The organism is Comamonas sp. SY3, assembly GCF_041730275.1.
Classification (GTDB): Bacteria; Pseudomonadota; Gammaproteobacteria; order Burkholderiales; family Burkholderiaceae_C; genus Comamonas; species Comamonas sediminis.
Genome location: NZ_JBGTYN010000004.1, coordinates 39,911 through 65,717 on the forward strand (window position 1 = coordinate 39,911; position 25,807 = coordinate 65,717).

23 protein-coding genes are annotated in these 25,807 nt (G+C 64.4%); 10 read left to right on the top strand and 13 right to left on the bottom strand.

Going from position 1 to position 25,807, the window contains the following annotated elements:
• Window positions 1–4: 4 nt before the first annotated feature.
• A complete protein-coding gene (locus ACCQ08_RS06810; protein WP_373449290.1) occupies window positions 5–1,222 on the bottom strand; it encodes a D-amino acid dehydrogenase in 1,218 nt (405 codons plus the stop codon).
• Window positions 1,223–1,446: 224 nt separating this feature from the next.
• On the opposite strand from ACCQ08_RS06810, the gene ACCQ08_RS06815 reads away from it, so the two are divergent.
• Window positions 1,447–2,331, top strand: a complete 885-nt coding sequence (locus ACCQ08_RS06815) for an amino acid ABC transporter substrate-binding protein (protein WP_239810079.1) — start codon at window positions 1,447–1,449, stop codon at window positions 2,329–2,331.
• Window positions 2,332–2,410: 79 nt separating this feature from the next.
• Window positions 2,411–3,142, top strand: a complete 732-nt coding sequence (locus ACCQ08_RS06820) for an aspartate/glutamate racemase family protein (RefSeq protein WP_373449291.1) — start codon at window positions 2,411–2,413, stop codon at window positions 3,140–3,142.
• 1 nt (window position 3,143) lies between these two features.
• On the opposite strand, the gene ACCQ08_RS06825 is transcribed toward ACCQ08_RS06820, so the two are convergent.
• From ACCQ08_RS06825 to recQ, 9 genes are all read right to left on the bottom strand, one after another.
• Window positions 3,144–3,572 (bottom strand): hotdog fold thioesterase, encoded by a 429-nt coding sequence (locus ACCQ08_RS06825; protein WP_312453196.1) that lies wholly within the window; start codon window positions 3,570–3,572, stop codon window positions 3,144–3,146.
• A gap of 515 nt (window positions 3,573–4,087) precedes the next feature.
• Window positions 4,088–4,588: a hypothetical protein gene (locus ACCQ08_RS06830; protein ID WP_373449292.1), complete on the bottom strand. Its 501-nt coding sequence runs from the start codon at window positions 4,586–4,588 to the stop codon at window positions 4,088–4,090.
• Window positions 4,589–4,676: 88 nt separating this feature from the next.
• Window positions 4,677–5,633, bottom strand: coding sequence for a LysR family transcriptional regulator (locus ACCQ08_RS06835; RefSeq protein WP_373449293.1), 957 nt, complete (start codon window positions 5,631–5,633; stop codon window positions 4,677–4,679).
• Between the two features lie 95 nt (window positions 5,634–5,728).
• Window positions 5,729–7,111, bottom strand: a complete 1,383-nt coding sequence (locus ACCQ08_RS06840) for an L-serine ammonia-lyase (protein WP_373449294.1) — start codon at window positions 7,109–7,111, stop codon at window positions 5,729–5,731.
• A 13-nt stretch (window positions 7,112–7,124) separates the two neighbouring features.
• The gene (locus ACCQ08_RS06845; RefSeq protein WP_373449295.1) at window positions 7,125–8,840 is read right to left on the bottom strand and encodes an acyl-CoA dehydrogenase family protein; all 1,716 of its coding nucleotides are present in this window, start codon (window positions 8,838–8,840) and stop codon (window positions 7,125–7,127) included.
• Between the two features lie 62 nt (window positions 8,841–8,902).
• Complete coding sequence (locus ACCQ08_RS06850; RefSeq protein ID WP_373449296.1) at window positions 8,903–9,706, bottom strand: ABC transporter permease; 804 nt, start codon at window positions 9,704–9,706, stop codon at window positions 8,903–8,905.
• The gene (locus tag ACCQ08_RS06855) at window positions 9,703–10,332 is read right to left on the bottom strand and encodes an ATP-binding cassette domain-containing protein (RefSeq protein ID WP_373449297.1); all 630 of its coding nucleotides are present in this window, start codon (window positions 10,330–10,332) and stop codon (window positions 9,703–9,705) included. Before ACCQ08_RS06855 ends, ACCQ08_RS06850 begins: the two co-directional genes overlap by 4 nt.
• A gap of 139 nt (window positions 10,333–10,471) precedes the next feature.
• Window positions 10,472–11,320, bottom strand: a complete 849-nt coding sequence (locus tag ACCQ08_RS06860; RefSeq protein WP_312453191.1) for a hypothetical protein — start codon at window positions 11,318–11,320, stop codon at window positions 10,472–10,474.
• Window positions 11,321–11,433: 113 nt separating this feature from the next.
• Window positions 11,434–13,365: a DNA helicase RecQ gene (recQ, locus tag ACCQ08_RS06865; RefSeq protein ID WP_373449298.1), complete on the bottom strand. Its 1,932-nt coding sequence runs from the start codon at window positions 13,363–13,365 to the stop codon at window positions 11,434–11,436.
• A gap of 288 nt (window positions 13,366–13,653) precedes the next feature.
• On the opposite strand from recQ, the gene ACCQ08_RS06870 reads away from it, so the two are divergent.
• Window positions 13,654–14,718, top strand: coding sequence for a homocysteine S-methyltransferase family protein (locus tag ACCQ08_RS06870; RefSeq protein ID WP_239810089.1), 1,065 nt, complete (start codon window positions 13,654–13,656; stop codon window positions 14,716–14,718).
• Window positions 14,719–14,756: 38 nt separating this feature from the next.
• Here ACCQ08_RS06870 and ACCQ08_RS06875 read toward each other — a convergent pair whose 3' ends face one another.
• Together ACCQ08_RS06875 and ACCQ08_RS06880 are read right to left on the bottom strand one after the other, a co-directional pair.
• Window positions 14,757–16,208 carry an aldehyde dehydrogenase gene (locus ACCQ08_RS06875; RefSeq protein ID WP_373449299.1) on the bottom strand — a complete coding sequence of 484 codons (1,452 nt, stop codon included), beginning with the start codon at window positions 16,206–16,208 and terminating at the stop codon, window positions 14,757–14,759.
• Between the two features lie 323 nt (window positions 16,209–16,531).
• Complete coding sequence (locus ACCQ08_RS06880; RefSeq protein ID WP_230773904.1) at window positions 16,532–17,206, bottom strand: GntR family transcriptional regulator; 675 nt, start codon at window positions 17,204–17,206, stop codon at window positions 16,532–16,534.
• 315 nt (window positions 17,207–17,521) lie between these two features.
• Here ACCQ08_RS06880 and ACCQ08_RS06885 point away from each other — a divergent pair, with 315 nt between their 5' ends.
• The 7 genes from ACCQ08_RS06885 (at window position 17,522) to ACCQ08_RS06915 (ending at window position 25,450) form a co-directional block, all read left to right on the top strand.
• Window positions 17,522–18,256: a DUF969 domain-containing protein gene (locus tag ACCQ08_RS06885; protein ID WP_312414411.1), complete on the top strand. Its 735-nt coding sequence runs from the start codon at window positions 17,522–17,524 to the stop codon at window positions 18,254–18,256.
• Window positions 18,253–19,209 carry a DUF979 domain-containing protein gene (locus tag ACCQ08_RS06890; RefSeq protein ID WP_239810092.1) on the top strand — a complete coding sequence of 319 codons (957 nt, stop codon included), beginning with the start codon at window positions 18,253–18,255 and terminating at the stop codon, window positions 19,207–19,209. Before ACCQ08_RS06885 ends, ACCQ08_RS06890 begins: the two co-directional genes overlap by 4 nt.
• A gap of 25 nt (window positions 19,210–19,234) precedes the next feature.
• Window positions 19,235–19,903 carry a pyroglutamyl-peptidase I gene (gene pcp, locus ACCQ08_RS06895; protein WP_373449300.1) on the top strand — a complete coding sequence of 223 codons (669 nt, stop codon included), beginning with the start codon at window positions 19,235–19,237 and terminating at the stop codon, window positions 19,901–19,903.
• 22 nt (window positions 19,904–19,925) lie between these two features.
• Entirely contained in the window at window positions 19,926–20,702 is a 777-nt protein-coding gene (locus tag ACCQ08_RS06900; protein ID WP_230773897.1) for a LamB/YcsF family protein, read from the top strand.
• A gap of 14 nt (window positions 20,703–20,716) precedes the next feature.
• Window positions 20,717–22,309: a carboxyltransferase domain-containing protein gene (locus ACCQ08_RS06905; RefSeq protein WP_373449441.1), complete on the top strand. Its 1,593-nt coding sequence runs from the start codon at window positions 20,717–20,719 to the stop codon at window positions 22,307–22,309.
• A gap of 44 nt (window positions 22,310–22,353) precedes the next feature.
• Window positions 22,354–24,078, top strand: coding sequence for a biotin carboxylase N-terminal domain-containing protein (locus ACCQ08_RS06910; RefSeq protein ID WP_373449301.1), 1,725 nt, complete (start codon window positions 22,354–22,356; stop codon window positions 24,076–24,078).
• Between the two features lie 367 nt (window positions 24,079–24,445).
• Window positions 24,446–25,450, top strand: a complete 1,005-nt coding sequence (locus tag ACCQ08_RS06915; protein WP_373449302.1) for a virulence RhuM family protein — start codon at window positions 24,446–24,448, stop codon at window positions 25,448–25,450.
• A 30-nt stretch (window positions 25,451–25,480) separates the two neighbouring features.
• Here ACCQ08_RS06915 and ACCQ08_RS06920 read toward each other — a convergent pair whose 3' ends face one another.
• On the bottom strand, window positions 25,481–25,720 hold the full coding sequence (locus ACCQ08_RS06920) for a hypothetical protein (protein ID WP_239810095.1): 240 nt from the start codon (window positions 25,718–25,720) through the stop codon (window positions 25,481–25,483).
• Between the last annotated feature and the right edge of the window lie 87 nt (window positions 25,721–25,807).

The following is a 25,807-nucleotide window of genomic DNA, read 5'->3' on the forward strand; positions in this document are numbered from 1 at the left end:
CGGCTTAGGCGGTCTGGCCGATGTCGTAGGCCAGCTGTGCAGCGGTGCCAAACGCCAACGTAAAGCCCAGCGCGCCATGGCCGGTATTGATCCAGAGGTTGCTGGCACCGGCCGACTTGGCAATCGGCACGGCCGTCGGCGTGGCCGGGCGCAGGCCGGCCCAGGGCTGGACGTTGACGTAATCGCTGCAACCGGGAAACACCGCTTCGGTGGACGCGCAGAGGCTGCGGATCTTGTCCTGCGGAATGCGCAGGTCGTGGCCCACCAGCTCCACCATGCCGGCCACGCGCAGGCGCTGGCCAATGCGCGCAAACACCACCTTGCGGGCGCTGTCGGTGATGCTCACCGCCGGTGCCTTGCGGCCTGCTGCGGCCACGTCCAACGTGATGCTGTAGCCCTTGAGCGGGTAGACCGGCAGATCCACGCCCAGCGGCTTGCACAGCGCCACGCTGTCCACGCCCAGCGCGACCATGAAGTGGTCGGCCTCGATCTCGCCGTGCGCGGTCTGCAGCGCGACGATCTTGCCCCCTTCGCGGCGCAGGCGCTCGATGGTGGTGTCCATGATGAACTTCACGCCCTTTTGGCGCAGCCAGTCTTCGAGCTGGCGGCAGACCTGGTAGCAATCGGCGGCGCACTCGCTGGGCGTGTGCACGGCGCCGGCAAACTGGCTGCGGTAGGCGGCCAGCGCGGGCTCGAGCGCCACCGCTTCGTCGGGGCCGACGATGCGCTGCGGCGCGCTGCCCAGCTGGCTTTGCACATCGACCTGGTGGCGCGCCGATTGCACTGCTGCATCGCTGGGGTAGAGCACCAGCTTGCCGGTGGTGCTGTAGTCCCAGTCGCCCCCGACCTGGGTCTGCATGTCCTCAAAACGCTGGCGGCTGACGGCAGCCAGTTGCAGCAAGGCGCGGGTGCTGGCGGCGGAGCGGTCGGCATTGCAGGCGCCCAGAAAGGCCAGGCCCCATTTCCACTGCTGGGGATCGGCCTGCAGGCGGAACTTGAGCGGCGAATCGCTGCTGAACAGCAGCTTGGGCAGCTGCTTCCAGATCGCAGGGTCGGCCAGCGGCTGCACATAGCTGTAGCTCAGCTGCGCACCATTGCCCTTGCTGGTGCCATTGCCCGCATGGGAGGCCTTGTCAACCACCGTCACCTGGTGCCCGGCCTGGGTCAGCTCATAGGCGGCAGCCAAACCCACAATCCCCGCACCCAGAATGCAAACCTGCATGGAACACCCCCTGAAAACCCTTAAATATAGGCGCTTGAAATCCGCCTGTCGCATAGCAAAATGGGCAACAGGCATGCCATTTGCTTATAGGTACAGCGGTTCCGCCTCTGTGCGGTATGCCCTGCACCATAACCAAGCGTTATGGGCCTTTCCCAAAAAGGCATTGTTGAAACAAAGTGCTGGTTTCTACACTGTTCCTATTGTTTGATTCAAGGAGGTTCCCAATGAAGTTTGTTAAGTCGCTGGTCTGTGCTGCTGCCGCCATCGCCTGCCTGCCCTCGGCCTTTGCCGATGTGCTGGCCAAGGCCAAGGATTCGGGCGAAATCACGTTCGCCTACCGTGAATCCTCGGTGCCGTTCAGCTACCTCTCCGGTGGCCAGAACGCCATCGGCTTCTCGGTGGACATCTCCAACGCCGTGGCAGACGCCGTGCGCAAGGAAATCGGCAAGCCCGACCTGAAGGTCAAGTGGCAACCCGTCACCTCGGCCAACCGCATTCCGCTGATCCAGAACGGCACCGTGGTGCTCGAATGCGGCTCCACCACCAACAACAGCGCCCGCAACAAGGACGTGGATTTCGCGATCAACTACTTCTACACCGGCACCCGCGTAGCCGTGAAGAAGAGCGCGGGCATCAAGAACTGGGCTGATCTGAAGGGCAAGACCCTGGCGATCACCACCGGCACCACCAACCTGCCTGTGGTGCGCAAGTACAGCGCCGACCAGAAGCTGGACATCAACATCACCCTGGCCAAGGACCATGCTGACGGCTTCCTGCTGATGGAAAACGACCGCGCAGCCGGCTTTGCGATGGACGACATCCTGCTGTTCGGCCTCAAGGCCAACTCCAAGGACCCGGCGGCCTACGAAGTGGTGGCCGACGCACTGCAAGTCGAGCCCTATGCCTGCATGCTGCCCAAGGGCGATGCACCGTTCAAGAAGATCGTCGATGGCGTCATCGGCGGCATGATGAAGTCGGGCGAGTTCACCAAGCTGTACGACAAGTGGTTCCTGCAGCCCATCCCTCCGAAGAACCAGGCGCTGGGCCTGCCAATGAACAAGGAACTGCAGGACAATCTGACCGCGCAAAGCGACAAGCCTGCGATCTGATGGACAATCCCGTGTCGTGCAAGGCACGCACTGCAATGGCCCGGCAACGGGCCATTTTTCATTTTCTTTGGAGTTCGGTATGAAGCTTCACACCGTAGGCATTCTGGGCGGCATGGGCCCGGCAGCAGGCGCTGATTTTGTGCGCCTGTTTGTACAGGCCTGCGCAGACCATATGCGCGCAAGCGGCGCACCCGTTACCGACCAGGGCTACCCCGAGCACTGGCTGGCCCAGTTGCCCATACCAGACCGCAGCGCAGCGCTGTTGGCGCCCGAGAGCGCAGAAGACCCCTTCGCGATGATGTGCCAGGGCCTGGACAAGCTCCAGTCCGTCGGTGCCCAGGCGGTGGCCGTGGCCTGCAATACCGCCCATGCCTGGCATGGGCGCCTGCAGCAGACCTACCCGCAGCTGCAGTTGCTGCATATCGCGCGCGTCGTGGCCGAGGGGCTGCAGCAGCAAGGCCAGCCGTCCTGCATGCTGCTGGCCACGCAAGGCACCTACCGCATTGGCCTGTATGACCAGGCGCTGGCCGCCTGCGGCATCACCGTGCACCTGCCGCAAGAGGCCGAGCGCGAGCAGCTGATGCGCGGCATCTACCAGGGTGTGAAGGCCGACCGCATGGACCAGGCGCGCGCCGATTTTGCCGCCGTGGCCCAGGCCATGCGCGCCCGCCATGGCGATGTGCCCCTGATCATGGGCTGCACCGAAATACCGCTGGCCCTGCCCGGGGCCGGCAGCGTGCAAGGCCTGCCGCTGATTGACCCGGCCTGGGAGCTGGCCAAGGCATTGGCGCGCGTGGCCTACGGTGACTGAATCATTCCGCGTTTTCGAGCATCGCCATTGTGATGCGCGAAACGCAAGTCAGCTTGCCCTCGTCGTTGACCATCTCGATCTGCCAGACCTGGGTCATGCGGCCGATATGCACCGGCTTGGCCGTGCCGGTGACCCAGCCGCTCTTCACGCCCCGGATATGGTTGGCATTGATATCGAGGCCGACACAGTGCCAGCCTGCCGGCGATGAGAACAGCGCACCGACGGAGCCCAGGGTCTCTGCCAGCACCACGCTGATGCCGCCATGCAGCAGGCCAAAGGGCTGGTGCGTGCGGTGGTCCACCGGCACACGGCCCACCAGGTAGTCATCGCCAATTTCCAGGTATTCGATGCCCAGGTGTTCAATCGCCGTATGGCGCGCTTTGTCACGCAGCGCGTCCAGCGAGATGGGCTTTTTCCAGATAGCAGTCATGGGGTGTCCAGGCTCAACAACAGGGATGCCACAGCATAGCGCTGCGCAAGCCGGCTGCCTACCGCCTGCATGACGCGCCGGTTGAAGCGGGGCGCTGGGGTGAGCTTTGTGGCAGCTTTGGTGGGGGCATGTGAGCAGGCGAAAAAATAGCGGGCTTGGCGGAAGGAAGCTTGCGCCAAATCTATACTTGTTTGGAACTTGATGCCATCGTTCGAAAGCACCGCAAGAGTTGGGCTGATGCGTAATAAGCCAGAGAAGGTGAAGGGGCCACTAGGCCCCTTCCAAAAGATCGCGAAGTTCGCTTTAACCCCTGAGGGGGACCGCTTGCGCGGCGGAGAACAGCTGTTTACTTCACTGTGCTGTTGCTTCACGGTACAGCAATACCGCTGCCCTCCCATCGGTCCAACACCGAAGTGGTGGGCGGTTCGAGCTATTGGGGGCCGACGATAAAACACGTCCGAGCCACTGTCAAGCCGAGTGTTTATCTGTGGCGGTGGCTGGTTGCCAAGCGGTTTCTATTCGCTGTCGGATGGTGGAGACGAATCCCCTGCAGAATCAGCAGGCGGCATATAGCGCTTGAGAGCCCTCTGGAATGCGAGTACCAAAAAAGTGCATATTACTGTGAGAGCAAAAGCGATGACTGCAGCTGCTTGGTTCGCGTCCCAAACCAGAAAAAAAATGGCTGTCCCTAGGAGACTAATAGCGAGGCAGAGAACGGAAAGACTAGTGTTTTTCCAGAGGGGGATTGCGGCGAACTGAAGGTTTTTATTGGCTGTGGAGTGGCTGGTGAAGTTGATGCAAAAAGAGCAAAGCCAAAGTACGAATGCTGATGCCGATAAGCCAACGGAGCAAATCCGATCATCATTTGAAATGCCAGCGTTTATTTGGAGGGCAACCAGCAGTACTGCAAGTGCTGCGCCTGCACCCCCAAGACTTATGGATGGATTGGTGTGCCACTCATGTGAATCATTGGAACTCTCGACTGCAGCCGGGTTGCCTTCAGGTAGATTTTTCATCTCCCCAATGTAGCAAGCCCGCTCATGGATTCACCGGTTTGCCGTTGCGTACCAGGAACAGGCAGACGGCGATTTTGTAAGCGTCCGCTCAATTACTCGTCGGCACCTGCTCGCCATCGCCGTCCGCCTCACCCAGGTCGTCGTCGCCGCTGGCGCCGTCTTCGACCAGCAGCTCCACCAGCTCGCGGGCGAAGGAGGGCAGGGATTCGAGGTTGCGCACGACGATCTGCATCTCGCGGTTGGACCATTCGTCCGAGATGCTGATGATGCGGATGTCCATGCTGCGCGCATGGCGGCGGGCAGCGGATTCGGGCAGGATGCCGATGCCTACGCCCGCTTCGATCATGCGGCAGGCGGCTTCAAAATTGCCCACCTGGATGCGCTGCTTGATCGGGCGGTGCAGCAGGTCACTGTGCTGGCGCAGGAACGCATGGATGGCGCTGGATTCGTGCAGGCCGATGTAGTCGTATTCCAAGGTATCGCCAAAGGCCACGGACTTGCGGCGGGCGAGCGCATGGTCGGCATAGACGACGAGCACCAGGCGGTCGCTGCGGTAGGGCATTGCGACCAGGCTTTCGGTGCGCACCTGGCCGGCGACGATGCCGATATCGGTCTGGCCTTCGCCGACGGCGCGGATGATGTCGTTGGACAGGCGCTCGCGCAGGTCGATGTCCACATCCGGGTGCTTGCGCAGATAGGCGCGCAGCACCGGAGGCAGAAACTCGCCCAGCGCCGTGGTGTTGGCAAACACCCGCACATGGCCCTTGATGCCGCGTGCGTACTCCTGCATGTCGCCGCGCAGGTGCTCGATCTGGCCCAGCACCGTGCGGGCATGCTGCACAAAGGCCTGGCCCGGCAAGGTCAAGGTGACGCCCTGGCTGGTGCGGTACAGCAGCTTGACACCCATGCTCTCTTCGAGGTTCTTGATGCGGGTGCTGGCCGCCGGCAGCGAGATGAACGACAGCTCGGCCCCCCGCGTCATGCTGTTCGCGTCTGCCACATGCACCATCAGGCGCAGATCCACCAAGTCAAAATGCATAGCCATGGCGCGATTGTAGGCCTTGCGTTTTAACCCAGGGACCCTCTGGCCGCCGCAAGCCGCCCCGCCTGTCACCCAGGTTGGGCTTGCGTCCAGCGCCCTCAGCATTCGACGATGTGCACCGCCAGGCCGCCGAGCGAGGTTTCCTTGTACTTGCTCATCATGTCGGCGCCGGTGGCGCGCATCGTGGCAATCACCTTGTCCAGGCTGACGATGTGCGAGCCGTCGCCGCGCAGCGCCATGCGTGCTGCATTGATGGCCTTGACGGCCGCCAGTGCATTGCGCTCGATGCAGGGCACCTGCACTAGCCCGGCGACCGGATCGCAGGTGAGGCCCAGGTGGTGCTCCATGCCGATCTCGGCTGCATTCTCCACCTGCGCGGGTGTGCCGCCCAGCACGGCGCACAGGCCGGCGGCCGCCATTGAGCAGGCCACGCCCACTTCGCCCTGGCAACCCACTTCGGCGCCGGAGATCGAGGCGTTCTCCTTGTACAGAATGCCGATCGCACCGGCAGTCAGCAAAAAGTCCACCACCCCGGCCTCGGTGGCGCCGGGAACAAAGCGCCAGTAATAGTGCAGCACGGCCGGCACGATGCCGGCGGCGCCATTGGTGGGTGCGGTCACCACGCGGCCACCGGCAGCGTTTTCCTCGTTCACGGCCAGCGCAAACAGGTTCACCCAGTCAATCACCTCCAGCGGATCGGTGTTCGCATGCTGGGTCAGGCCTTCGTAAAAGCCTGCGGCGCGGCGCTTCACGTTCAGTCCACCAGGCAGGCGGCCTTGCGTGCTGCAGCCGCGTTGCACGCAGTCCTGCATCGCCTGCCAGATCTTGCGCAGGCCGCTGTCGATGTCGGCATCGCTGCGCCAGTGGCGCTCATTGGTGCGCATGATCTGCGCAATGGGCTGCTGGTGGTTATGCGCCAGTTGCAGCAGCTGCGCGGCGCTGTGAAAGGGCAGGGGCAGCACATCGGTATCAGGTGCAATCGCTTGCTGGCGCTCGGCATCGTGGGCCGCTTCTTCGCTGACGATAAAGCCGCCGCCCACCGAGTAGTAGGCTTGCGCATCGACCAGTTCATGCTGGGCATCCCAGGCCTCAAAGCGCATGCCGTTGGGGTGGAAGGGCAGGCTCACCGCGCCAATCAGGAGCAGATCGGTGGCGGGGTCGAACACGATGCGCTGCTCACCGTTGAGCAGCAGCTGCTGGCTATTGTTGACGTCGGCAATGATGGCATCGACGGCGTTCACATCCACCGTATCGGGCGCATGGCCGGCCAGCCCGAGGATCACGGCGCGGTCGCTGGCGTGGCCGATACCGGTAGCGCCCAGCGAGCCAAACAGCTGGCAGCGCAGGCGGGCCACCTGTGCCAGCGCCCCCTGGCGCTGCAGGCGCTGCACAAAGGCGTGCGCGGCGCGCATCGGGCCGACGGTGTGCGAGCTGCTGGGCCCGATACCGATCTTGAACAAATCAAACACGCTGACGGCCATGGCTATTTTCCGGTCAATGTTGCAACTGCAGACTGGCGCCGAGGATAGCGCTGATTTGGGCCTTGGCAAGGGGAAAAGCACCCATCACGCCCAGGTTGGCCTGTGGCCCCAGGCGGCTGGCCACAAAGGCATCGGCATGCGCGGGCGCGGCGTGCTGCCGCATCAGGCTCGCCTGCGCCACCAGCACCAGCTGCCGCACCCATTGGCGCGCCTGCGCCTGCTGCGCCCAGGCATCCTGCGCCATCGCCTGCCACTGGGTGTGCAGGCGCTGCAGCGCTTGCGCCATTGCCAGGTCATCCGATGCCATGCGCTGCAGGTCCTGCCACAGTCCATCACGCAACGCGGGCTCGCGCTGCAGCGCCTTGAGCACATCCAGGCACATCACATTGCCCGAGCCCTCCCAGATCGAATTGACCGGTGCTTCGCGGTAAATACGGGCGAGCGCCGAGCTCTCGGTATAGCCATTGCCGCCCAGCACTTCCATCGCCTCGGCGCTGCAGGCAATGGCACGTTTGCAGACCCAGAACTTGGCCGCCGGTGTCATGATGCGCTGCCAGGCCAGCGCCGTGGTCTGGCCTGGGGCGCTGCTGTCTTCAAAGGCCTGTGCCAGTCGCATGGCCAGCAGCAGCGCGGCTTCGCTCTCCAGGGCCAGATCGGCCAGCACCGATTGCATCAGCGGCTGCGCCGCCAAGGCCGCACCAAAGGCCTGGCGGTGCCGGGCAGACCACAGGGCCTGCACGGTGGCCTGGCGCAGCAGCGCGCTGCTGCCCAGCACGCAGCACAGCCGCGTGATGGTGGCCATCTCCATGATGGTGGCAATGCCCCGGCCTTCCTCACCTACGAGTACGCCATAGGCGTCGTCAAACAGCACCTCGCTGCTGGCATTGCTGCGGTTGCCCACCTTGTCCTTGAGGCGCTGCACCAGCACGCTGTTGCGCCTGCCATCGGGCCGCCAGCGCGGCACCCAGAAGCAGGCCAGCGGTGCCTGCAGCGCATGGGCGTCGTGCGCGCTGCTGGCCATGCGCGCCACCACCAGGTGCGCATCGGCCGTCGGCACCGAATAAAACCATTTATGGCCCTGCAACCGGTAGGCGGCGCCGCGCCCGCCGCCTGCGGCATCCAGCGGGTAGGCCACGGTGGTGTTGCTGCGCACATCCGATCCGCCTTGCTTTTCGGTCATGCCCATGCCCACCCACAAAGCTGTTTTGTCTGCCACCGGTGCATCACGCGCGTCATGCTCGGCGCTGCTGATGCCGCGCGCGATATGTGCCCACAACGCGGGCTCCTTGCGCAGCACCGGGATGGCTGCCGTCGTCATCGTTGCGGGGCAGAGGCTGCCCGCCTCCGCCTGGCCATGCAGGTAAAAGCCGGCGGCCCAGGCCGTCCAGCGGCCGCTTGCTGCATCTTCCGGTGCATCGGCAAACGGCATGTCGATCAGCTGCTGCGCGCGGTAATGGGCCAGCACCTGGTGCCATGCGGGATGGAACTCCACCTGGTCGATGCGCCGGCCCCGTGCATCCCAGGGCTGCAACTGCGGCGGGTGGCGGTTGGCCTGGTCGGCTAATTGCGCAAAGGCCCCGCTGCCCACGGTGCGCGCATGCTGCTGCAAGCCCGGCAGCCAGCGGTGGGCCTGCGCACGCGCCAGCGCGGCCTGCAAGGCCGGATCGCTGCCCAGCGGGTCGTAGCCGACCAGCTCATCCACCAGGTTGTCCTTGTCGCGCTCTGCCATGGCTGCTCTCCCAGATGTGTTCCTCCATTCTAGGAACGGCGCAGCTGCAACGCAAAAGCCGGTCAGCGTGTGGCGTTCAGCCGGTCCAGCCGCAGGCGCTGGCGCTCGTCGCCCAGCGCCCGGGCGGCCAGCAGCACGCTGCCGGCAGCGGCCAGCGCGCCGGCAAAGGTCAGCAGCAGCAATAGCAGAATCTGGTATTTGGCGGCTTCCAGCGGGTCCATGCCGCCCAGGATCTGGCCGGTCATGATGCCCGGCAGAGTGATCAGCCCGGCGGCCGACATTTGGTTGATGATGGGGATCAGCCCCCGGCGGATGGCCGCACGGGTGTGCGGCGCCATCGCCCGGCGCAAGGGAGTACCCAGCGCCAGCTGGGCCTCGATGGCGGCGCGGCCGGTGCGCACGCCGTCAAAGAAACTGTCCAGCCCCAGGCTGGCGGCATTGAGCACGCTGCCCAGCACAATGCCCATCAGTGGAATCGCATAGCGCGCATCAAACCAGGGGTCGGGCCGCACGGCGGTCATCAGCGCCAGCACCACGGTCGACAGGCTCGACAGCGCGACCACCAGGCCCGCAATGCGGTAGTTGCCCCCGCCGGACAGGCGCTGGTGCGGCCGCACCGCGACCTCGCGCGCGGCAGCGGCCACCATCACCAGCACCACGACCAAGGTGGTGCCCGGGTGCGCCTGCTGGAACACCAGCCGCAGCACATAGCCCACCAGCAGCAGCTGCACCCCCATGCGCAGCGATGCCCACAGCACCTGGCGCTGCAGCTGCAGGCGCATCGCCCAGGATGCGGCAGCAGCGGCCAGCACCAGCGCCGCGCCCACCAGCAGATCGCTGGGCTGCAGATGGATGGCCGGGTTCATTGCGCAGCCTCCATCGGCAGCAGCTGGTGGTCTACCAGTTGCATGCAGCGCTGGCCGATGCGGGCCGCCTGGGCCTGCGAATGGGTCACCCACAGCAGGCTCAAGCCCTGCTGCTGGCAGCGCTGCAGCAATTGCTCCACCGCAGCGACCGACGTGTCATCGAGCGCAGCCGTGGGCTCATCGAGCAGCAGCACCTGGGGCTGGCGCAATAGCCCGCGCAGCAAGGCCAGGCGCTGGCGCTCGCCCGTGGATAGCTGGGCCAGCGGAATATCGAAGAACCCCTGGCGCAGCCCCAGTTCGCTGGCCATCTCCAGCAGCGCCGATTGCGAACCCTGCGGGAAATGCTCCATCACCGATGGCCCCCACCAGGCCGGCTCAGCTGCCAGGTACATCACCTGCTGGCGCCACGCAGGCCCACTGAAGGTGCTGCGCGGCTGGCCGTTGAGCAGCACCTCGCCACTGCCCGGATCCAGGTCGGCAATCAGCCGCAACAACACCGATTTACCCGCCCCCGATGCCCCCATGACGGCGATGCATTCGCCTGCGCCCAACTCCAGCGAGCAGGGCCCGCTGATGGGGCTTTGCAGAGCGCGGATGGACAGGCGGCTGGGCTGAGAGGCTGGCATGGTGGCTGAGTGTAGCGCTGGGCTTGCGGAGTCGGGTCCACCGTACGCGATGGATGAGCGTTTTGCTCACCAGCAGAAAAGCCAGCAGCACCCAAGCCTGGGTGGCTGCTGGCTTCTTGGAGAGCGGTGCCGTGAGGGATTATTGCTCGATAGGCTCTGCCACAACAGCTTCAAAAGCCTGGCGCAGCGCATCGAGATCGGCGGGTGGGGCGTTTTCGTCGCTCTTGAACGTGATTCCGGTACCGTCATCAGTGCTGGTGGTCAGGCGGCGAACAATCAGCAGGTTGGTGGCGGTAGCTGCCGAGGTGCCTGTATAGCCTTCGCCATCATTGACCTTGTAGTCGAAGTAGTAGACCTGTTCCACGCGATCGGCAATGTTGAACTTGATGCAGACCACCAAGCCTGCATTCGGGCCGCTGGTCACATTTTCGCAAGCGAAACGATTGTCTGCCGTCGTCACAAAGCCGGTGCCATACCCGCTTCCCGCGACCAGCTTTTGCAGTTTGACCACATCCGACCGGGGAGTGCTGGTCCCCAACGGGGTGAACAACCACATGCCATACAGGCTTTGCGGGCTCTTGTCATAGCCGAAGCTGAAGCGGGAGATCTCCTTTTCTGCTTCGCCGGGGAACCTGATGTAGCCCTTGGTGCCGGATTCGAAACGCATCGACACGACACCATCGTTGCCGTTCTCCTGCCCAATGCGTTCGCTGCTGCCCAGGTAGCGGCCGCCACGGTACTTGTTCAAGGTGCCGGAATACTGGTTGTTCTTGTAAGCACCGGACGTCAGATAGAAGGTGGCGTTGCCGGAGGCGTCGTAGGCATACATCTGCATGACCAGTGTCTGGCCCTGCACATCAATAGCCAAGCCGCGACCGGGCTTGCCATTGAGTTCGCTGGTAACCACCCAGGTGCCCGACTGGGGCATGTAAGCCTGGGCCATGCTGCTGCCCAGCAGAGCGCCGATTGCAATCCATTTTTTCAGCATATGTCCATCCTTCCGTTAATAGTTTTCAACAATCAAAACGGCATTAGATCATAGCTTTACAAAATAGAAGCACCGGTTCTACTTTGTTTGCATTGCAACAACAATATGTGGGACTAGTCGGCGCTACACACCTTCAACACCGCCTCCCCATAAGCCTCCAGCTTCTTCACACCAATCCCGCTCACGCCCTGCAGCTCATCCAGGCTCTGCGGGTTGCGCTGGGCGATGGCCGCTAAGGTCGCGTCGGCGAAGACGACGTAGGCGGGCACGTTGTGCTCCTTGGCCACTTCGGTGCGCCAGGCCTTGAGGTTGATGAAGCGGACCTGCTCGTCGGGGCCCAGGTTTTGGGCGGCGACGGCGGGTTTGGTGCTGCGCTGGCGCTTGCTGGGGCTGCGCTCGGCGGTGCTTTCGCGCAGCTCCACGGTTTGCTCGCCGCGCAGCACGGCGCGTGAGCCGTCGCAGAGGGTGAGGGTCTCGAAGCTGTAGCCGGCCTCGGTCTGCACCTTGTGGGTGGCCAGGGCGCCAATGGCCAGCAGCTGGCGCAGCACGCCGCGCAGCTGGGGTTCGGTGTAGTCCTGGCACAGGCCAAAGGTGCTCAACTGCTGGTGGCCAAACTGGCGCACCTTGTCGGTTTCCTTGCCGCGCACGATGTCGAGGATATGGCTGGCGCCAAAGGTGATCTGGCTGGCCGAATGGGCGCGGTAGATGGTGGACAGCAGCTTGCGCGCGGCATCGGTGCCGTCCCAGGTTTTGGGTGGGCTCAGGCAGTTGTCGCAGTTGCCGCAGCGGTAGCGCGGCGCCTTCTCGGCCGATGCGGCGGAGGCCTCGGGGTGGGCCGAGTCGTAGTCGCCGCCCTGGCCATAGACCTCGTCAAAATACGCCAGCAGGCGAACGCGCCGGCAGTCGGTGGCCTCGGCCAGGCCCAGCAGCGCATCGAGCTTGCCGCGCATCACCTGCTTGAAGGCGTCGCCCGCCGGGCTCTCGTCGATCATGCTGCGCTGGCTGACCACGTCGCGGTAGCCATAGGCCATCCAGGCATCGGCAGGCAGGCCGTCGCGCCCGCCCCGGCCGGTTTCCTGGTAGTAGCTCTCGATGTTCTTGGGCATGTCCACATGGGCGACAAAGCGCACATCGGGCTTGTTGATGCCCATGCCGAATGCGATGGTGGCAACCATCACAATGCCTTCTTCGCGCAGAAAGCGGCTTTGGTTCTGCTGGCGAATTTCGGCACCCAGGCCGGCGTGGTAGGGCAGGGCGTTGATGCCGGCATCGCACAGCGATTGCGCGACCTCTTCCACCTTTTTGCGCGAGAGGCAGTAGACCACGCCCGCGTCGCCATCGTGCTCGCGCTCGATAAAGCGCAGCAGCTGGGCGGTGGCGTCTTTTTTCTCGACGATGGTGTAGCGGATGTTGGCGCGGTCAAAGCTGCTGATGAAGACGCGCGCCGATTCCAGCTGCATGCGCTCGACGATGTCGGCGCGGGTCAGCGCATCGGCTGTGGCGGTAAGCGCAATGCGCGGCACACCGGCATAGCGCTGGTGCAACACGGTCAGCTCGCGGTACTCAGGCCGAAAGTCGTGCCCCCACTGGCTGACGCAATGGGCCTCGTCGATGGCGAACAAGGCCAGCTTGCCCATCGCATGCAGCTCATCGAGCAGGCCCAGAAAACGCGGGGTGTTGAGCCGCTCGGGCGCCACATACAGCAAGGTGATGCCGCCCGACAGCAGCTGCAGCTCCACATCGCGGGTCTGGTCGTAGTCGAGGGTGGAGTTGAGGAAGGCGGCTTCCACACCGATCTCGTGCATGGCGCTGACCTGGTCGTGCATCAGTGCGATCAGCGGCGAGATGACGATGGTGGTGCCGTGGCCCTGCTGCTGGCGCACGATGGCCGGGATCTGGTAGCACAGGCTTTTGCCGCCGCCGGTGGGCATCAGCACCAGCGCATCGCCGCCGCCAATCACATGGTCAACAATGGCTTGCTGCGAGCCGCGAAAATGCGCATAGCCAAAGGCATCCTGCAAAACGGTGTGGGCGAGGGAAGTCACAAATTGCTAGAGAAGGCAGCTGTGCCAGCCCCCTGAAAGGGCCGCGCAAGCGGGGTATCGTCAACAGGCCAGAAGGGCCGCCCTGACACGGAGCCGGGGCGCAGGCGCAAAGCGCTATTGTGCGCGTTTTGGGGCGCTGCAACGGCAGCGCGGGGTTTGTGGGGCGGTAACGGGCTGTTTTGTGGTGCAGGTGCATGGCGGCCACCCCGGCGCGATACAACCAGCGCCGGTATGGCAAATAACGCCCGGCCGCCACGCGCCGGTGGGCGCCGCCCTACAATGGCCGCCATGTCACTGCCCCGCTACACCCGAGCCCAAGAACTGCCCGCCACCCTGGCCAAGCGCCTCGTCATCCTCGACGGCGCAATGGGCACCATGATCCAACGCTTCAAGCTGGGCGAGGCCCAGTACCGGGGCGAAGGCTACAGTGGCCCGGGCAGCGTGGGCGAGCGCTTCAAGGACTTTGGCTACGACGTCAAGGGCAACAACGAGCTGCTCTCGCTCACCCGCCCCGATGTGATCCGCGACATCCACGAAAAATACCTGGCCGCTGGCGCCGATCTGATCGAGACCAATACCTTTGGCGCGACCACGATTGCCCAGGAGGACTACCACATGGCCGACCTGGCCTATGAGATGAACCTCAAGAGCGCCCAGCTGGCGCGTGCGGCCTGCGACAAGTACAGCACGCCCGAGCACAAGCGCTATGTGGCCGGCGCCTTGGGCCCCACGCCCAAGACCGCCTCCATCAGCCCCGATGTGAACGACCCGGGCGCGCGCAACGTGACGTTTGAGGCACTGCGCCAGGCCTACCTGGAGCAGACCTTGGCCTTGATCGAAGGCGGCGCCGATGTGATCCTGGTCGAGACGATTTTTGACACGCTGAACGCCAAGGCAGCGCTGTTTGCGGTCGATGAGGCTTTTGAGCAGACCGGCGAGGTGCTGCCGATCATGATCAGCGGCACCGTCACCGATGCCTCGGGCCGCATTCTGTCGGGCCAGACGGTGACGGCCTTCTGGCACAGCGTGCGCCATGCCAACCCGCTGTCGATCGGGCTGAACTGCGCGCTGGGTGCCACCTTGATGCGCCCCTATGTGCAGGAGCTGGCCAAGGCCGCGCCCGATACCTTCATCAGCTGCTACCCCAATGCCGGCCTGCCCAACCCGATGAGCGATACCGGCTTTGACGAGACGCCCGACATCACCAGCCGCCTGGTGCATGAGTTTGCCGACGAAGGCCTGGTCAACATCGTGGGCGGCTGCTGCGGCACCACGCCCGACCACATTGGCGCGATTGCCCAGGCAGTGCAGGGCGCGACGGCGCGCAAGCTGTTTTACCCCGCTGCGGCCTAAGACGCCTTGCCAGCCACGGCCCGTTCTGGCCATCGGGTTTAGAACGGGTACTGGCGCTCGGTGGTTTGCATGGTGATCCAGCGGGTGTCGGTGAAGGCATCGATACCCTGGCGCCCGCCAAAATGGCCATAGCCTGAATCCTTGACGCCCCCAAACGGCATCTGCGCTTCATCGTGCACGGTGGGGCCGTTGATGTGGCAGATGCCCGCCTCGATGCGGGCTGCCACGCGCCAGCCGCGTGCGGTGTCGCGGGTGAACACAGCCGATGACAGGCCGAACGCGTTGTCGTTGGCGCAGGCAATGGCCTCGTCTTCGCCGTTCACGCGCACGATGCCCTTGACCGGGCCAAAACTCTCTTCGTGGTAGATGCGCATCGCTGGCGTCACGCCGTCCAGCAGAGTTGCAGGCATCAGCGTGCTGTCGGCCTTGCCGCCGCAGATGATGGTGGCGCCTTGTGCGACGGCATCGTCGATCAGGGCGTTGCAACGCTCCACGGTCGCCATGCCCACCACCGAACCCAGCACCACCGGCCCCTGGCGCGGATCGCCCAAGGGCAGCGCCGCAGCCCTGGCCGCCAGCTTGGCGACAAAGGCGTCGGCCACGCGCTGGTCGACCACCAAACGCTCTGTTGACATGCAGATCTGCCCCGAGTTGGCAAAAGAGCTGAAGCTGGCGGCGCGGGCGGCTGCTTCCAGGTCGGCATCGTCCAGCACGATGAAGGGCGCCTTGCCACCGAGCTCCAGCAGCGCGGGCTTGAGGTGGCGGGCGCAGGTTTGCGCAATGAGGCGGCCCACGCGCGTTGAGCCGGTGAAGCTGACGCGGCGCACCGCCGGGTGGGCAACGATGGCCTCGACGATGCTGGCCGCGTCCTCTGGCGCATTGGTCACGAAGTTCACCACACCGGGCGGCAAGCCGGCATCCTGCAGCGCCTCCATGACCAGACCGTGTGTGGCCGGACACCATTCCGACCCTTTGAGGATGACCGTATTGCCGCAGGCCAGTGCGGTGGCGATGGCGCGCACGGCCAGGATCACCGGCGCATTCCACGGCGCGATACCGAGCACGACCCCGGCGGGCTGGCGCACCGCCATGGCCAGGCTGCCTGGCACATCGGAGGGGATGACTTCGCCGCTGATCTGCGTGGTCAGGGATGCCGCCTCCAGCAGCATGTTGCTGGCCAGATGGACGTTGAAGCCCGCCCAGTGGCCCGAAGCCCCCGTCTCGGATGCCATCGCTGCGGCAATGGCATCGCCCTTGGCGTGCAGGGTCTCAGAAGCCTTGATCAGCAGCGCGCGCCGCGCGCCGGGCCCCAGCTGTGCCCAGGCCGGGAAGGCCGCTGCTGCGGCCTCGCAGGCCCGCACGGCATCGGCCACGGTGGCGGCAGGGGCGCGGGATGCGACGGTGCCATCGAGCGGGTTCTTTCGTTCTACCGTCGCCGCATTGCCCGCGTTGCAAGGCTCGCCACCAATCAGCATTTTTTGTTCAATCATTGCAGGGTCTCCTGTTCGCTGCCGTTCATCCACTGTCAGGCGCACATCCTCCACCAGGCTGGCAATCCCTGCGCACCGGCAAGGGGCTGATGAATGCCTGCCGGTCCAAGGGGAGGGGGGGGCGTCAAGGCTGTTGATGCTATCGATCACACGCAGTTGCTGCAACGCGCAGGCAATGCGGGTGTGCCGGCGTGCGCTGCAGCCCTCGGCGGTTCGAGCAGCGCAGAACTGCGGCGATCCAGTGCTGAGAAGCTGCTCATGGCCGCCAGGACTTCAACGTCAGCCCGCTGATGCCCCCAGCGTCTGGCTGCACAAGGCCGGTATCACAGCACCATGCCCGCATCGCTCATGCGGCGGGCATAGACGCTGAGCAGGACGCGCTCGGAATGGGTCAGGTAGTCATGCATCAGCTTGGCGGCCTGCTCCATGTCCCCGGCCTCGAAGCGTTCCAGGATGTTGGCATTCAGGTCGATGTAGGGCGCATGCATGAACTCGGCATCGCCCAGCATGCCAAACGCCAGGCGCAGCTCCACCAGCAGGTGCGAGAACAGGGTGTTGAGCCGCTCGCTGTCGGCCAGTGCCACCACGCCCTTGTGGAACCGCATATTGCCGGTGCCCACCTCCACCCAGCGGCCGGCCTCGCGCAGCTGCTTCTGCGCAGCGACGGCTTCGCGCATCTCCTTGCGCGCCGGGTGCTGCGGTATGGCCTGCTGCAGCGCCTGGCACTCAATCATGCGGCGCACGCGGTAGATATCCATGATGGAAGCCATCGACGGGATCGCGACAAACACGCCCCGGTTGGGCAGATGGCGCAGCAGCCCTTCCTTGGTCAGCAGCCGGAACACCTCGCGCAAGGTGTTGCGCGAGATCTCCAGGCTTTCGCTCAGTGCTACTTCGGACAGGCGTGATCCGGGCTGGAATTCCCCACGCACGATGCGCTCGCGAATCTGCTCGGCCACGCGGTCATTGAGCGAGAGGGTAGGCAGTGCAACATTCATGGCGATCGCAGGTAGTCAGAGATTGATACACATGATAGCGGTGGCCTGCCGCCCGGCCCAGCGCATTGCCCCGCGCCGGTGAAACGGCCATTGTGGCGATTTGCTTCGCCATAAAGACGGGTATTTCGCCTACATCGCTATTTGAAAGCAGATGTGTACGGGTTTTCCCGGTGAGAAAGCTGATTTTGTTTGGCTAAACTTTTGTATTGTTCAACAAACTGTCATTCACCATTGGTGAAACACATAGGTTGTTGAACAAAAACTATGCGGTGCCCAGTCCCTGGGGGCCGTGCCTATAACAAACCTTGTATTGTCATGGACAGCTCAATCGTCAACCTCTGGCCCCTCCTCGGGGTGGCTGTAATCATCGTGGGATTCGTCCTGCGTTTCAATCCCTTTGTGGTGGTGGTGGTGACGGCGATCGTCACCGCTGCACTGGCGGGCTTCCCGGTCCAAAAGGTACTGGCCGAACTGGGCACGGGCTTTGTCAAAACCCGCAATCTGCCGCTCATCCTGGTGCTGCCGCTGGCCGTGATCGGCCTGCTGGAGCGCCATGGTCTGCGTCAGCATGCGCAAAACTGGATTGGCCAGATCAAGTCGGCCACCACCGGCCGCCTGCTGATCGTCTACCTGGCCGCGCGCCAGCTGACCGCTGCCATCGGCCTGACGAGCCTGGGTGGCCACCCCCAGATGGTGCGTCCGCTGCTGGCCCCCATGGCTGAAGGCGCGACCGAAACCCGCTACGGCAAGCTGCCCGAAGCACTGCGCAACCGCTTGCGTGCCTTCAGCGCCGCGACCGACAACGTCGGCCTGTTCTTTGGCGAAGATATTTTTGTGGCCTTTGGCGCGATCGTGCTGATGACCACCTTCCTGCATGAGGCGGGTATTGACGTCGAGCCGATCCATGTGGCTGTGTGGGGTATCCCCACTGCCATCTGCGCGTTCCTGATCCATGCCTACCGCCTGCGCCGTCTGGACCAGTACATCGCCAAGGAAATGGCCAACGCGCCTGCCCCAGCATCGACCACCCGTGAAGGAGGTGCAGCATGATTTTCAGCATCACCCAAGTCTATTGGCTGGCCGGCCTGGTCATGGCGGCCGTGGCCGTCTTCAACCTGCTCGATGCCAGCAACCCCAAGCGCTGGACCACCGGCCTGTTCTGGGGCCTGTATGCGGTCATGTTCCTGCTGGGCGACAAGATGCCGCCTGAAGTGGTGGGTGCCGGCGTGGTCGTGCTGGCGCTGATCGTGCTCGTCAAGGGCGTGGGCGGTGGCAAGCCGCAAGTGCGCAGCGATGCCGAGAACAAGGAAAGCGCACTGCGCCTGAAGAACAAGCTGTTTGTGCCGGCGCTGGCGATCCCGGTGGTCACCGTGATCGGCAGCGTGCTGCTCAAGGACTTCAAGATCGGCGGCAACTTCCTGATCGACCCCAAGAACGCCACCCTGGTGAGCCTGGCACTGGGCTGCATCATTGGTGCGGCCATGGCCTGCAAGATGACCCGCGAATCGCCAGTGCAATCGCTGCGCGAATCGCGCCGCCTGGTCGATGCGATGGGCTGGGCCATGGTGCTGCCGCAGATGCTGGGCATGCTCGGTCTGGTGTTCTCCGATGCGGGTGTTGGCAAGGCCGTGGCCCATGTGACCACCACCTACATCAACATGGACCTGCGCTTTGTGGCGGTGGTGGTCTATGTGGTCGGTATGGCGCTGTTCACCGTCATCATGGGCAATGGCTTTGCGGCCTTCCCGGTGATGACCGGCGGCGTCGGCGTGCCCGTGCTGATCAATGTGTACCACGGTGATCCAGCGATCATGGCCGCGGTGGGCATGCTCTCGGGCTACTGCGGCACCTTGCTGACACCGATGGCGGCCAACTTCAACATCGTGCCGGCGGCGCTGCTGGAGCTGCCGGACCGCAATGCCGTTATCAAGGCGCAGGTGCCTACGGCGCTGGGCATCCTGGTCTGCAACGTGTTTTTGCTGTACTTTTTGATGAACCACTGACCGCCGCCACCCACAGGACCTCTGCATGACTGACACAACCGTACTGGTGCTGGGCTTTGAGCCCTTTGACAAAGCCCCCCTCAACCCCGCGTGGGAAGTGGCCCGCAGGCTCGATGGCAAGACCATTGACGGTGCGCGCGTGGCTGGCGTGCAGCTGCCCTGTGTGTTTGGCAAGGCGCTGGATGCGCTGGACGCAGCCCTGCAGCAGCACCAGCCCAGCCTGGTGATTGCGCTGGGCCTGGCCGGCGGCCGCACGGCCCTGTCGATCGAGCGCGTGGCCATCAATGTCGACGATGCCCGCATTGCCGACAACGCCGGCCAGCAGCCCATCGATGTGGCCGTCACCCCCGATGGCCCTGCGGCCTATTTTGCGCGCCTGCCCATCAAGCAGGCCGTGACTGCCATGCGCGCAGCCGGTGTGCCCGCCGAGGTGAGCAACACCGCCGGCACTTTTGTCTGCAACCATGTCTTCTACGGCCTGATGCACCGCCTGAACACGGTGCCTGCCTGGGCACAGACGCGCGGCGGCTTTGTGCATGTGCCCTACCTGCCCGAGATGGCAGCGGCGCTGCCGGGCGCCCCCAGCATGGCGGTGGAGACGCAGTGCAAGGGTATTGAAGCGCTGATTGCGGCCGTGCTGCGGCATGATCCCCAGCAGCAGGATCTGCAGCTGAGCGCAGGCCAACTCCACTGAAATTCATAAGAAAGGTAGCACCATGTCCCTCACCATGGATTTGAACAGCGACCTGGGCGAGAGCCTGGGTGCATGGACCATGGGCGACGATGCGTCCATGCTGTCCATCGTCAGCAGCGCCAACGTGGCCTGCGGTTTTCATGCAGGCGATCCGGCTGGCATTCTCGATACCTTGAAAAAAGCCAAGGCCAACAACGTCGTGGTCGGTGCCCATGTGGCCTACCGCGACCTGGTCGGTTTTGGCCGCCGCAACATGGATGTGGCCCATGCCGACCTGGTGAGCGATGTGATCTACCAGATTGGCGCACTGCAAGGCCTGGCCGCTGCGGCTGGCACCACGGTGCGCTATGTCAAACCCCATGGCGCGCTGTACAACACCATCGCCCAGGACCGCCGCCAGGCCGCTGCCGTGATCGAGGCCATGCAGGCCGTTGGCGGCCAGCTGGCACTGGTGGTGCTGGCCGGCTCGCCACTGATGCAATGGGCGCGTGAAGCGGGCCTTACGGTGATTGCCGAGGCCTTTGCCGACCGGGGCTACACCCCGCAAGGCACCTTGGTATCGCGCCGCGAGCCAGGCGCTGTGCTGCACGACCCGGAGATGGTCGCCCAGCGTATGCTGCAGCTGGTGCAGCAAGGCACGGTGCAGGCCAATGATGGCTCCGTGGTCGAGGTGCAGGCCGATTCCATCTGCGTGCATGGCGACAGCCCCGGCGCGGTGGCCATGGCCAAGGCGGTGCGCGAGCACCTGCAGGCCGCAGGTGTGCAGATCCGCTCCTTCATGGACAAGGCGGGCGCATGAGCGACGACCGCACGATGCGCTTTCTGCCCGTGAGCGACCAGAGCATGCTGGTGGAGCTGCAGGACCTGGAGCACACCTTGGACCTGCTGGCCGCACTGCAGGCCGAGCTGCCCGCTGGCGTGCAGGAGCTGGTGCCCGCTGCGCGCACCATCCTGGTCTCGTTCGACCGCTGGCAGACCAGTGCTGCCGACCTGCAGCGCCATATGGCTGCGTTGCACCTGGGCCGCCAGGCCCGCAGCGCTGGCCAGCGTGTCGAGATTGCCGTGCACTACGACGGCGAGGACCTGGCCGATGTGGCGCAGATCCTGGGCATTGATGTGCCCGAGCTGATTCGCCGCCACAGTGGTAGCGATTACAGCGTGGCCTTTTGCGGCTTTGCGCCCGGCTTTGCCTACCTGACCGGTGGCGACCCAAGCCTGAACGTGCCGCGCCGCAGCACGCCGCGCACCAAGGTGCCTGCGGGCTCGGTGGCGATTGCCGGCACCTTCAGTGCCGTCTATCCGAATGACACCCCCGGCGGCTGGCAGCTGCTGGGCCGCACCGAGGTGCCCATGTGGGACCTGCTGCGCAACCCGCCTGCCTTGCTGCAGCCGGGCATGCTGGTGCGTTTTGTCGATGCCAGCACCGCGGCTGGCCAGGCGCTGCTCCAGCAGCAATCTGCGGCGCAGGCCCAGGCCCCCGCAGCGGCCGAGCATACCGGCGCCGGCATGCGTGTGCGTGCCACCGGCTTGCAGACCCTGGTGCAGGACGCCGGCCGCGCCGGCCAGGCGGGCCAGGGCGTATCGGCCGCCGGTGCGCTGGACCAGGGCGCGATGCGCCGTGCCAACCGCCTGGTGGGCAACGATGCGCGCCAATCGGTGCTGGAGTCCGTCGCCGCAGGCCTGCAACTGCAAAGCCTGGGGGCCACCGTGGTAGCCGTTACTGGCGCCACCGGCCCCCTGACCGTGCGCAGCGCCAGCGGCGCTGCCTGGCAGGCCGAACGCAATGCGGCCATTGCCTTGAATGATGGCGATGTGATCCAGCTGGGCGAGCCCGACAGCGGCGTGCGCAGCTATGTGGCGGTACGCGGCGGCTGGCTGGTGGAGCCCGTGCTGGGCAGCACCAGCACCGACACCCTGGCCCGCATCGGCCCTGCCGCCTTGACCACCGGCCAAACGCTGGCCGTCGGCGATGCACGCGATGCCGCTGCGGTTCAAGACCCTGATCTGAACCCGCCTGCACTGCCCAAGGCCGGTGAGACGGTGGTGCTCGATGTCGTCATGGGCCCGCGTACCGATTGGTTCACCCCCGAGGCAGTGGCCCTGTTTGCCGCGCAGCGCTGGCAGGTCACCCCCCAGTCCAACCGCGTGGGCTTGCGCCTGGGCGGTGAAGAGGCACTGGTGCGCAGCCAAACCCAGGAGCTGCCCAGCGAGGGCACGGCCCTGGGCGCCATCCAGGTGCCCGCCAGTGGCCAGCCCGTGCTGTTCCTGGCTGACCACCCCTTGACCGGTGGTTACCCGGTCATCGCCTGCATTGCCTCCTACCACCTGGACCTGGCCGCGCAAGTGCCCGTCGGTGGCTGGCTGCAATTCCGCCCCCTGGCGCCCTTCGCGGACCTGGTGGGCTGAGTGTTGAACAGGGCGTGCGCGCCCGTTCTTGAATGGATATAGCTATGAAAAAAGTTCTGATTGCTAATAGAGGCGAGATCGCCGTCCGAATCATCCGTGCCTGCACGGACCACGGCCTCAAGAGCGTGGCGGTGTATGCCGATGCCGATATCGACGCGCTGCATGTGCGCATGGCCGATGAGGCCTATGCGCTTGAAGGCCAACGCCCGGCAGAGACCTATCTGGACATCGCCAAGCTGATTGCAGTGGCGCAAAAGAGCGGCGCAGATGCGGTGCACCCAGGCTACGGTTTCCTGTCCGAAAACGCCGCCTTTGCCCGCGCCGTGATCGGTGCCGGCCTGACCTGGGTGGGCCCACCGCCTTCGGCCATCGAGCAATTGGGCGACAAGGTGCAGGCGCGCAAGCTGGCGCTGAGCGTGGGTGCGCCGCTGGTGGCAGGCACGCCCGAGCCGGTCAAGGATGTCTCCGAGGTGCATGCCTTTGCGCGTGACCATGGCCTGCCGATTGCGGTCAAGGCCGCGTTCGGCGGTGGTGGCCGTGGCATCAAGGTGATCTGGAAGGCCGAGGACATCGACGAGCTGTATGGCGCGGCGGTGCGCGAGGCCGTGACCGCCTTTGGCCGCGGCGAGTGCTTTGTCGAGCAGTTCCTGGACAAGCCGCGCCACATCGAAGCCCAGGTGATGGCCGACCAGCACGGCAATGTGCGGGTGCTGGGCACGCGTGACTGCTCCTTGCAGCGCCGCAACCAGAAGCTGGTCGAAGAAGCACCAGCGCCTTTCCTGACCGACGCGCAGCGCGAACGCATCCACCAATCGGCCCGCGAGATCTGCCAGGCCGCTGGCTATGTGGGCGCTGGCACGGTGGAATACCTGCTGAGCCAGGGCGGCGCGATCTCGTTCCTGGAGGTCAACACCCGCTTGCAGGTGGAGCACCCTGTGACCGAGGAGACCACCGGTACCGACCTGGTGCGCCTGCAGTTCCGCGTGGCCGAAGGCGAAGTGCTGGCCGACACCACGGTGCCTGCCCCCCACGGCCATGCGTTTGAGTTCCGCATCAACGCCGAAGACGTGGGCCGTGGCTTCCTGCCCGCCCCCGGTCTGGTGACCCGCTTCGAGGCCCCATCGGGCCCCGGCGTGCGCGTCGACAGCGGTGTCGAATCGGGCTCGCAGGTGGCGGGCCAGTTCGATTCGATGCTGGCCAAGCTGATCGTCTGGGGCCCCAGCCGCGAGGTGGCCGTGCAACGCGCACGCCGCGCGCTCAAGGAGTTCAAGATCGAAGGCGTGCCGACCGTGCTGCCGTTCCATGAAGCGGTGATGGCGCATGCCGACTTCATCAACGGCCAGCACTTTGGTGTGCACACCCGCTGGATCGAAACCGAGCTGATGCCCCAGTGGGATGCCCAGCCCGAAACCCGTCCCCAGCCTGCCGCCACCGCTGGCCTGCAGCGCGTGGCCATCGAGCTCGACGGCCGCCGCGTGATGCTGGGCCTGCCCGCCTCCCTGCTGTCCGGCCTGTCGGCCCCTGGCGCTGCCCCAGCGCCTGCGGAAGCAGCCGTGGACGAGAAGGCCGTCACGGCCGCCTCCGCCGGCACCCTCACCACCTGGAAGGTCGCTGACGGCGCCACCGTGCAAGAGGGTGAGCTGATCGCCGTGATGGAAGCCATGAAGATGGAAATGCAGATCAACGCCCCCCGCGCTGGCCGCATCAGCCTGAAGGTGGAAGCGGGCAGCTACCAGGCCGCTGGCGCAGTGATTGCGCGCATCGACTAAGCCGTCTTTTGGACGGCGGCCAAGCGCCGCGCAGCCTTTGGGTTGCGCGGCTTTTTTGTTGCTAGGGCGCTGCGTATGTTTCAGCGCAGGATGCAAAGTTACCCGGACAGAACGTATCATTCCAGAACCGTGGCTAGTAGCCAACTTGCGGACTGGAGTGGCCTGTCACAATCTAGCGGATTCGCCCGCTTCGTTGATTTGCGTCCATGCCTTCATCTTTCTCCTTCCACGATATGCCTTGTGCAATCCTAAGTCTGGTCGTCGAAAAAAAGCACATCGAATACAGCTGTATGGGCAGGCTGACCTATGAAGACAGCCTTGACTGCATGCGTAGTTGGCGGCTATTTCCATCCCAGAAGGAGGCAGCATGAGCGACTTCATTCTCTACACTACAGAAGACGGTCGCAGCCAGATCAAGCTGCGGACCAAAGGCCAAACGGTCTGGCTCACACAGCGTGAAATGGCCCAGCTATTTGACGTGAGTACCGACAATATTGGGCTGCATCTCAAGAACATCTTTGCTGACGAGGAAATCGAGGCGTCTTCAGTTACCGAGGAATCCTCGGTAACTGCCTCCGACGGCAAAAACTACCTTACCAAGCTCTATAACCTCGAAGCCATTCTGGCGGTCGGCTACCGCGTGCGCTCGCCACGCGGGGTGCAGTTTCGCCGCTGGGCGTCCACCATTCTGAAGGAGTATCTGACCAAGGGCTTTGTGATGGATGACGAGCGGCTGAAGAACCCGGATGGTCGCCCAGATTACTTTGACGAAATGCTGGCCCGTATCCGCGACATTCGGGCCTCGGAAAAGCGCTTCTACCAAAAGGTGAGAGATCTCTTCGCGCTGTCCAGCGACTACGACAAAACGGACAAGGCAACGCAGGTGTTTTTTGCGACAGTGCAGAACCTGTTGATCTTTGCTGTGACCGACAAGACCGCTGCCGAGCTGATCATGGCTCGGGCAGATTCGGCGGATCCGCATTTCGGCCTGTTGACTTGGAAGGGCGACAAAGTCCGCAAAGCAGACATTGTTGTGGCCAAGAACTACCTGAGCGAAGATGAAGTTGACACCTTGAACCGGTTGGTGGTCATCTTCCTGGAAACCGCTGAACTTCGGGCCAAGAGCAAGCGTGAGACGCCGATGGCTTTCTGGAAGCAGAACGTCGATCAGATCATTACCTCCAATGGCTTTCCCTTGCTCAACCACGCTGGCACGATCACCCACGACCAGATGGAAGCGCGCACCGATGCGCTATACCAGCAGTTCGACCAAGACCGCAGAATGCGTGAAGCAATTCAGGCCGACCAGCAGGATGAGGCCGATCTCCAAGCTTTGATGAGCAAACTCAAACAACGCCAGAAAAAGGGCTGAGGCCCATCAGGCAGCCGCCTATGTACCGCGCTAGACCCCTTTGGAACCTGGAACAGAAATCTCCACCACATCCCCCCGGCTGCCCGCCGCCAGCTCATGGTAGATATCGTAGAGGTACTGCCCCAGATCGCTCGCGGGCAGATCGGCGGGCACCGCCAGTTGGACCGGAGCGCGTTTGCCATCCTGGCCGACGGCATAGCAGCGCCAGCCGCTGGGGCAGGGCTCCAGATCGAGGATGCGGCCAAAGACGTTAAAGCGGTGTCGGGGCATGGGCAAGCAACGCGATAGGGTGGTGGTGGCACCAGCCTAACCGAGGACGCGCAGGCGCTGGTCACTACGGGGGGTCTTGCTGCCCAG

Excerpts from the sequence above, each read along its gene's own strand:
- ACCQ08_RS06810 (WP_373449290.1), bottom strand. The coding sequence starts at position 1,222 with ATGCAGGTTTGCATTCTGGGTGCGGGGATTGTGGGTTTGGCTGCCGCC.
- ACCQ08_RS06815 (WP_239810079.1), top strand. The coding sequence starts at position 1,447 with ATGAAGTTTGTTAAGTCGCTGGTCTGTGCTGCTGCCGCCATCGCCTGC.
- ACCQ08_RS06820 (WP_373449291.1), top strand. The coding sequence starts at position 2,411 with ATGAAGCTTCACACCGTAGGCATTCTGGGCGGCATGGGCCCGGCAGCA.
- ACCQ08_RS06825 (WP_312453196.1), bottom strand. The coding sequence starts at position 3,572 with ATGACTGCTATCTGGAAAAAGCCCATCTCGCTGGACGCGCTGCGTGAC.
- ACCQ08_RS06830 (WP_373449292.1), bottom strand. The coding sequence starts at position 4,588 with ATGAAAAATCTACCTGAAGGCAACCCGGCTGCAGTCGAGAGTTCCAAT.
- ACCQ08_RS06835 (WP_373449293.1), bottom strand. The coding sequence starts at position 5,633 with ATGGCTATGCATTTTGACTTGGTGGATCTGCGCCTGATGGTGCATGTG.
- ACCQ08_RS06840 (WP_373449294.1), bottom strand. The coding sequence starts at position 7,111 with ATGGCCGTCAGCGTGTTTGATTTGTTCAAGATCGGTATCGGGCCCAGC.
- ACCQ08_RS06845 (WP_373449295.1), bottom strand. The coding sequence starts at position 8,840 with ATGGCAGAGCGCGACAAGGACAACCTGGTGGATGAGCTGGTCGGCTAC.
- ACCQ08_RS06850 (WP_373449296.1), bottom strand. The coding sequence starts at position 9,706 with ATGAACCCGGCCATCCATCTGCAGCCCAGCGATCTGCTGGTGGGCGCG.
- ACCQ08_RS06855 (WP_373449297.1), bottom strand. The coding sequence starts at position 10,332 with ATGCCAGCCTCTCAGCCCAGCCGCCTGTCCATCCGCGCTCTGCAAAGC.
- ACCQ08_RS06860 (WP_312453191.1), bottom strand. The coding sequence starts at position 11,320 with ATGCTGAAAAAATGGATTGCAATCGGCGCTCTGCTGGGCAGCAGCATG.
- ACCQ08_RS06870 (WP_239810089.1), top strand. The coding sequence starts at position 13,654 with ATGTCACTGCCCCGCTACACCCGAGCCCAAGAACTGCCCGCCACCCTG.
- ACCQ08_RS06875 (WP_373449299.1), bottom strand. The coding sequence starts at position 16,208 with ATGATTGAACAAAAAATGCTGATTGGTGGCGAGCCTTGCAACGCGGGC.
- ACCQ08_RS06880 (WP_230773904.1), bottom strand. The coding sequence starts at position 17,206 with ATGAATGTTGCACTGCCTACCCTCTCGCTCAATGACCGCGTGGCCGAG.
- ACCQ08_RS06885 (WP_312414411.1), top strand. The coding sequence starts at position 17,522 with ATGGACAGCTCAATCGTCAACCTCTGGCCCCTCCTCGGGGTGGCTGTA.
- ACCQ08_RS06890 (WP_239810092.1), top strand. The coding sequence starts at position 18,253 with ATGATTTTCAGCATCACCCAAGTCTATTGGCTGGCCGGCCTGGTCATG.
- pcp (WP_373449300.1), top strand. The coding sequence starts at position 19,235 with ATGACTGACACAACCGTACTGGTGCTGGGCTTTGAGCCCTTTGACAAA.
- ACCQ08_RS06900 (WP_230773897.1), top strand. The coding sequence starts at position 19,926 with ATGTCCCTCACCATGGATTTGAACAGCGACCTGGGCGAGAGCCTGGGT.
- ACCQ08_RS06905 (WP_373449441.1), top strand. The coding sequence starts at position 20,717 with ATGCGCTTTCTGCCCGTGAGCGACCAGAGCATGCTGGTGGAGCTGCAG.
- ACCQ08_RS06910 (WP_373449301.1), top strand. The coding sequence starts at position 22,354 with ATGAAAAAAGTTCTGATTGCTAATAGAGGCGAGATCGCCGTCCGAATC.
- ACCQ08_RS06915 (WP_373449302.1), top strand. The coding sequence starts at position 24,446 with ATGAGCGACTTCATTCTCTACACTACAGAAGACGGTCGCAGCCAGATC.
- ACCQ08_RS06920 (WP_239810095.1), bottom strand. The coding sequence starts at position 25,720 with ATGCCCCGACACCGCTTTAACGTCTTTGGCCGCATCCTCGATCTGGAG.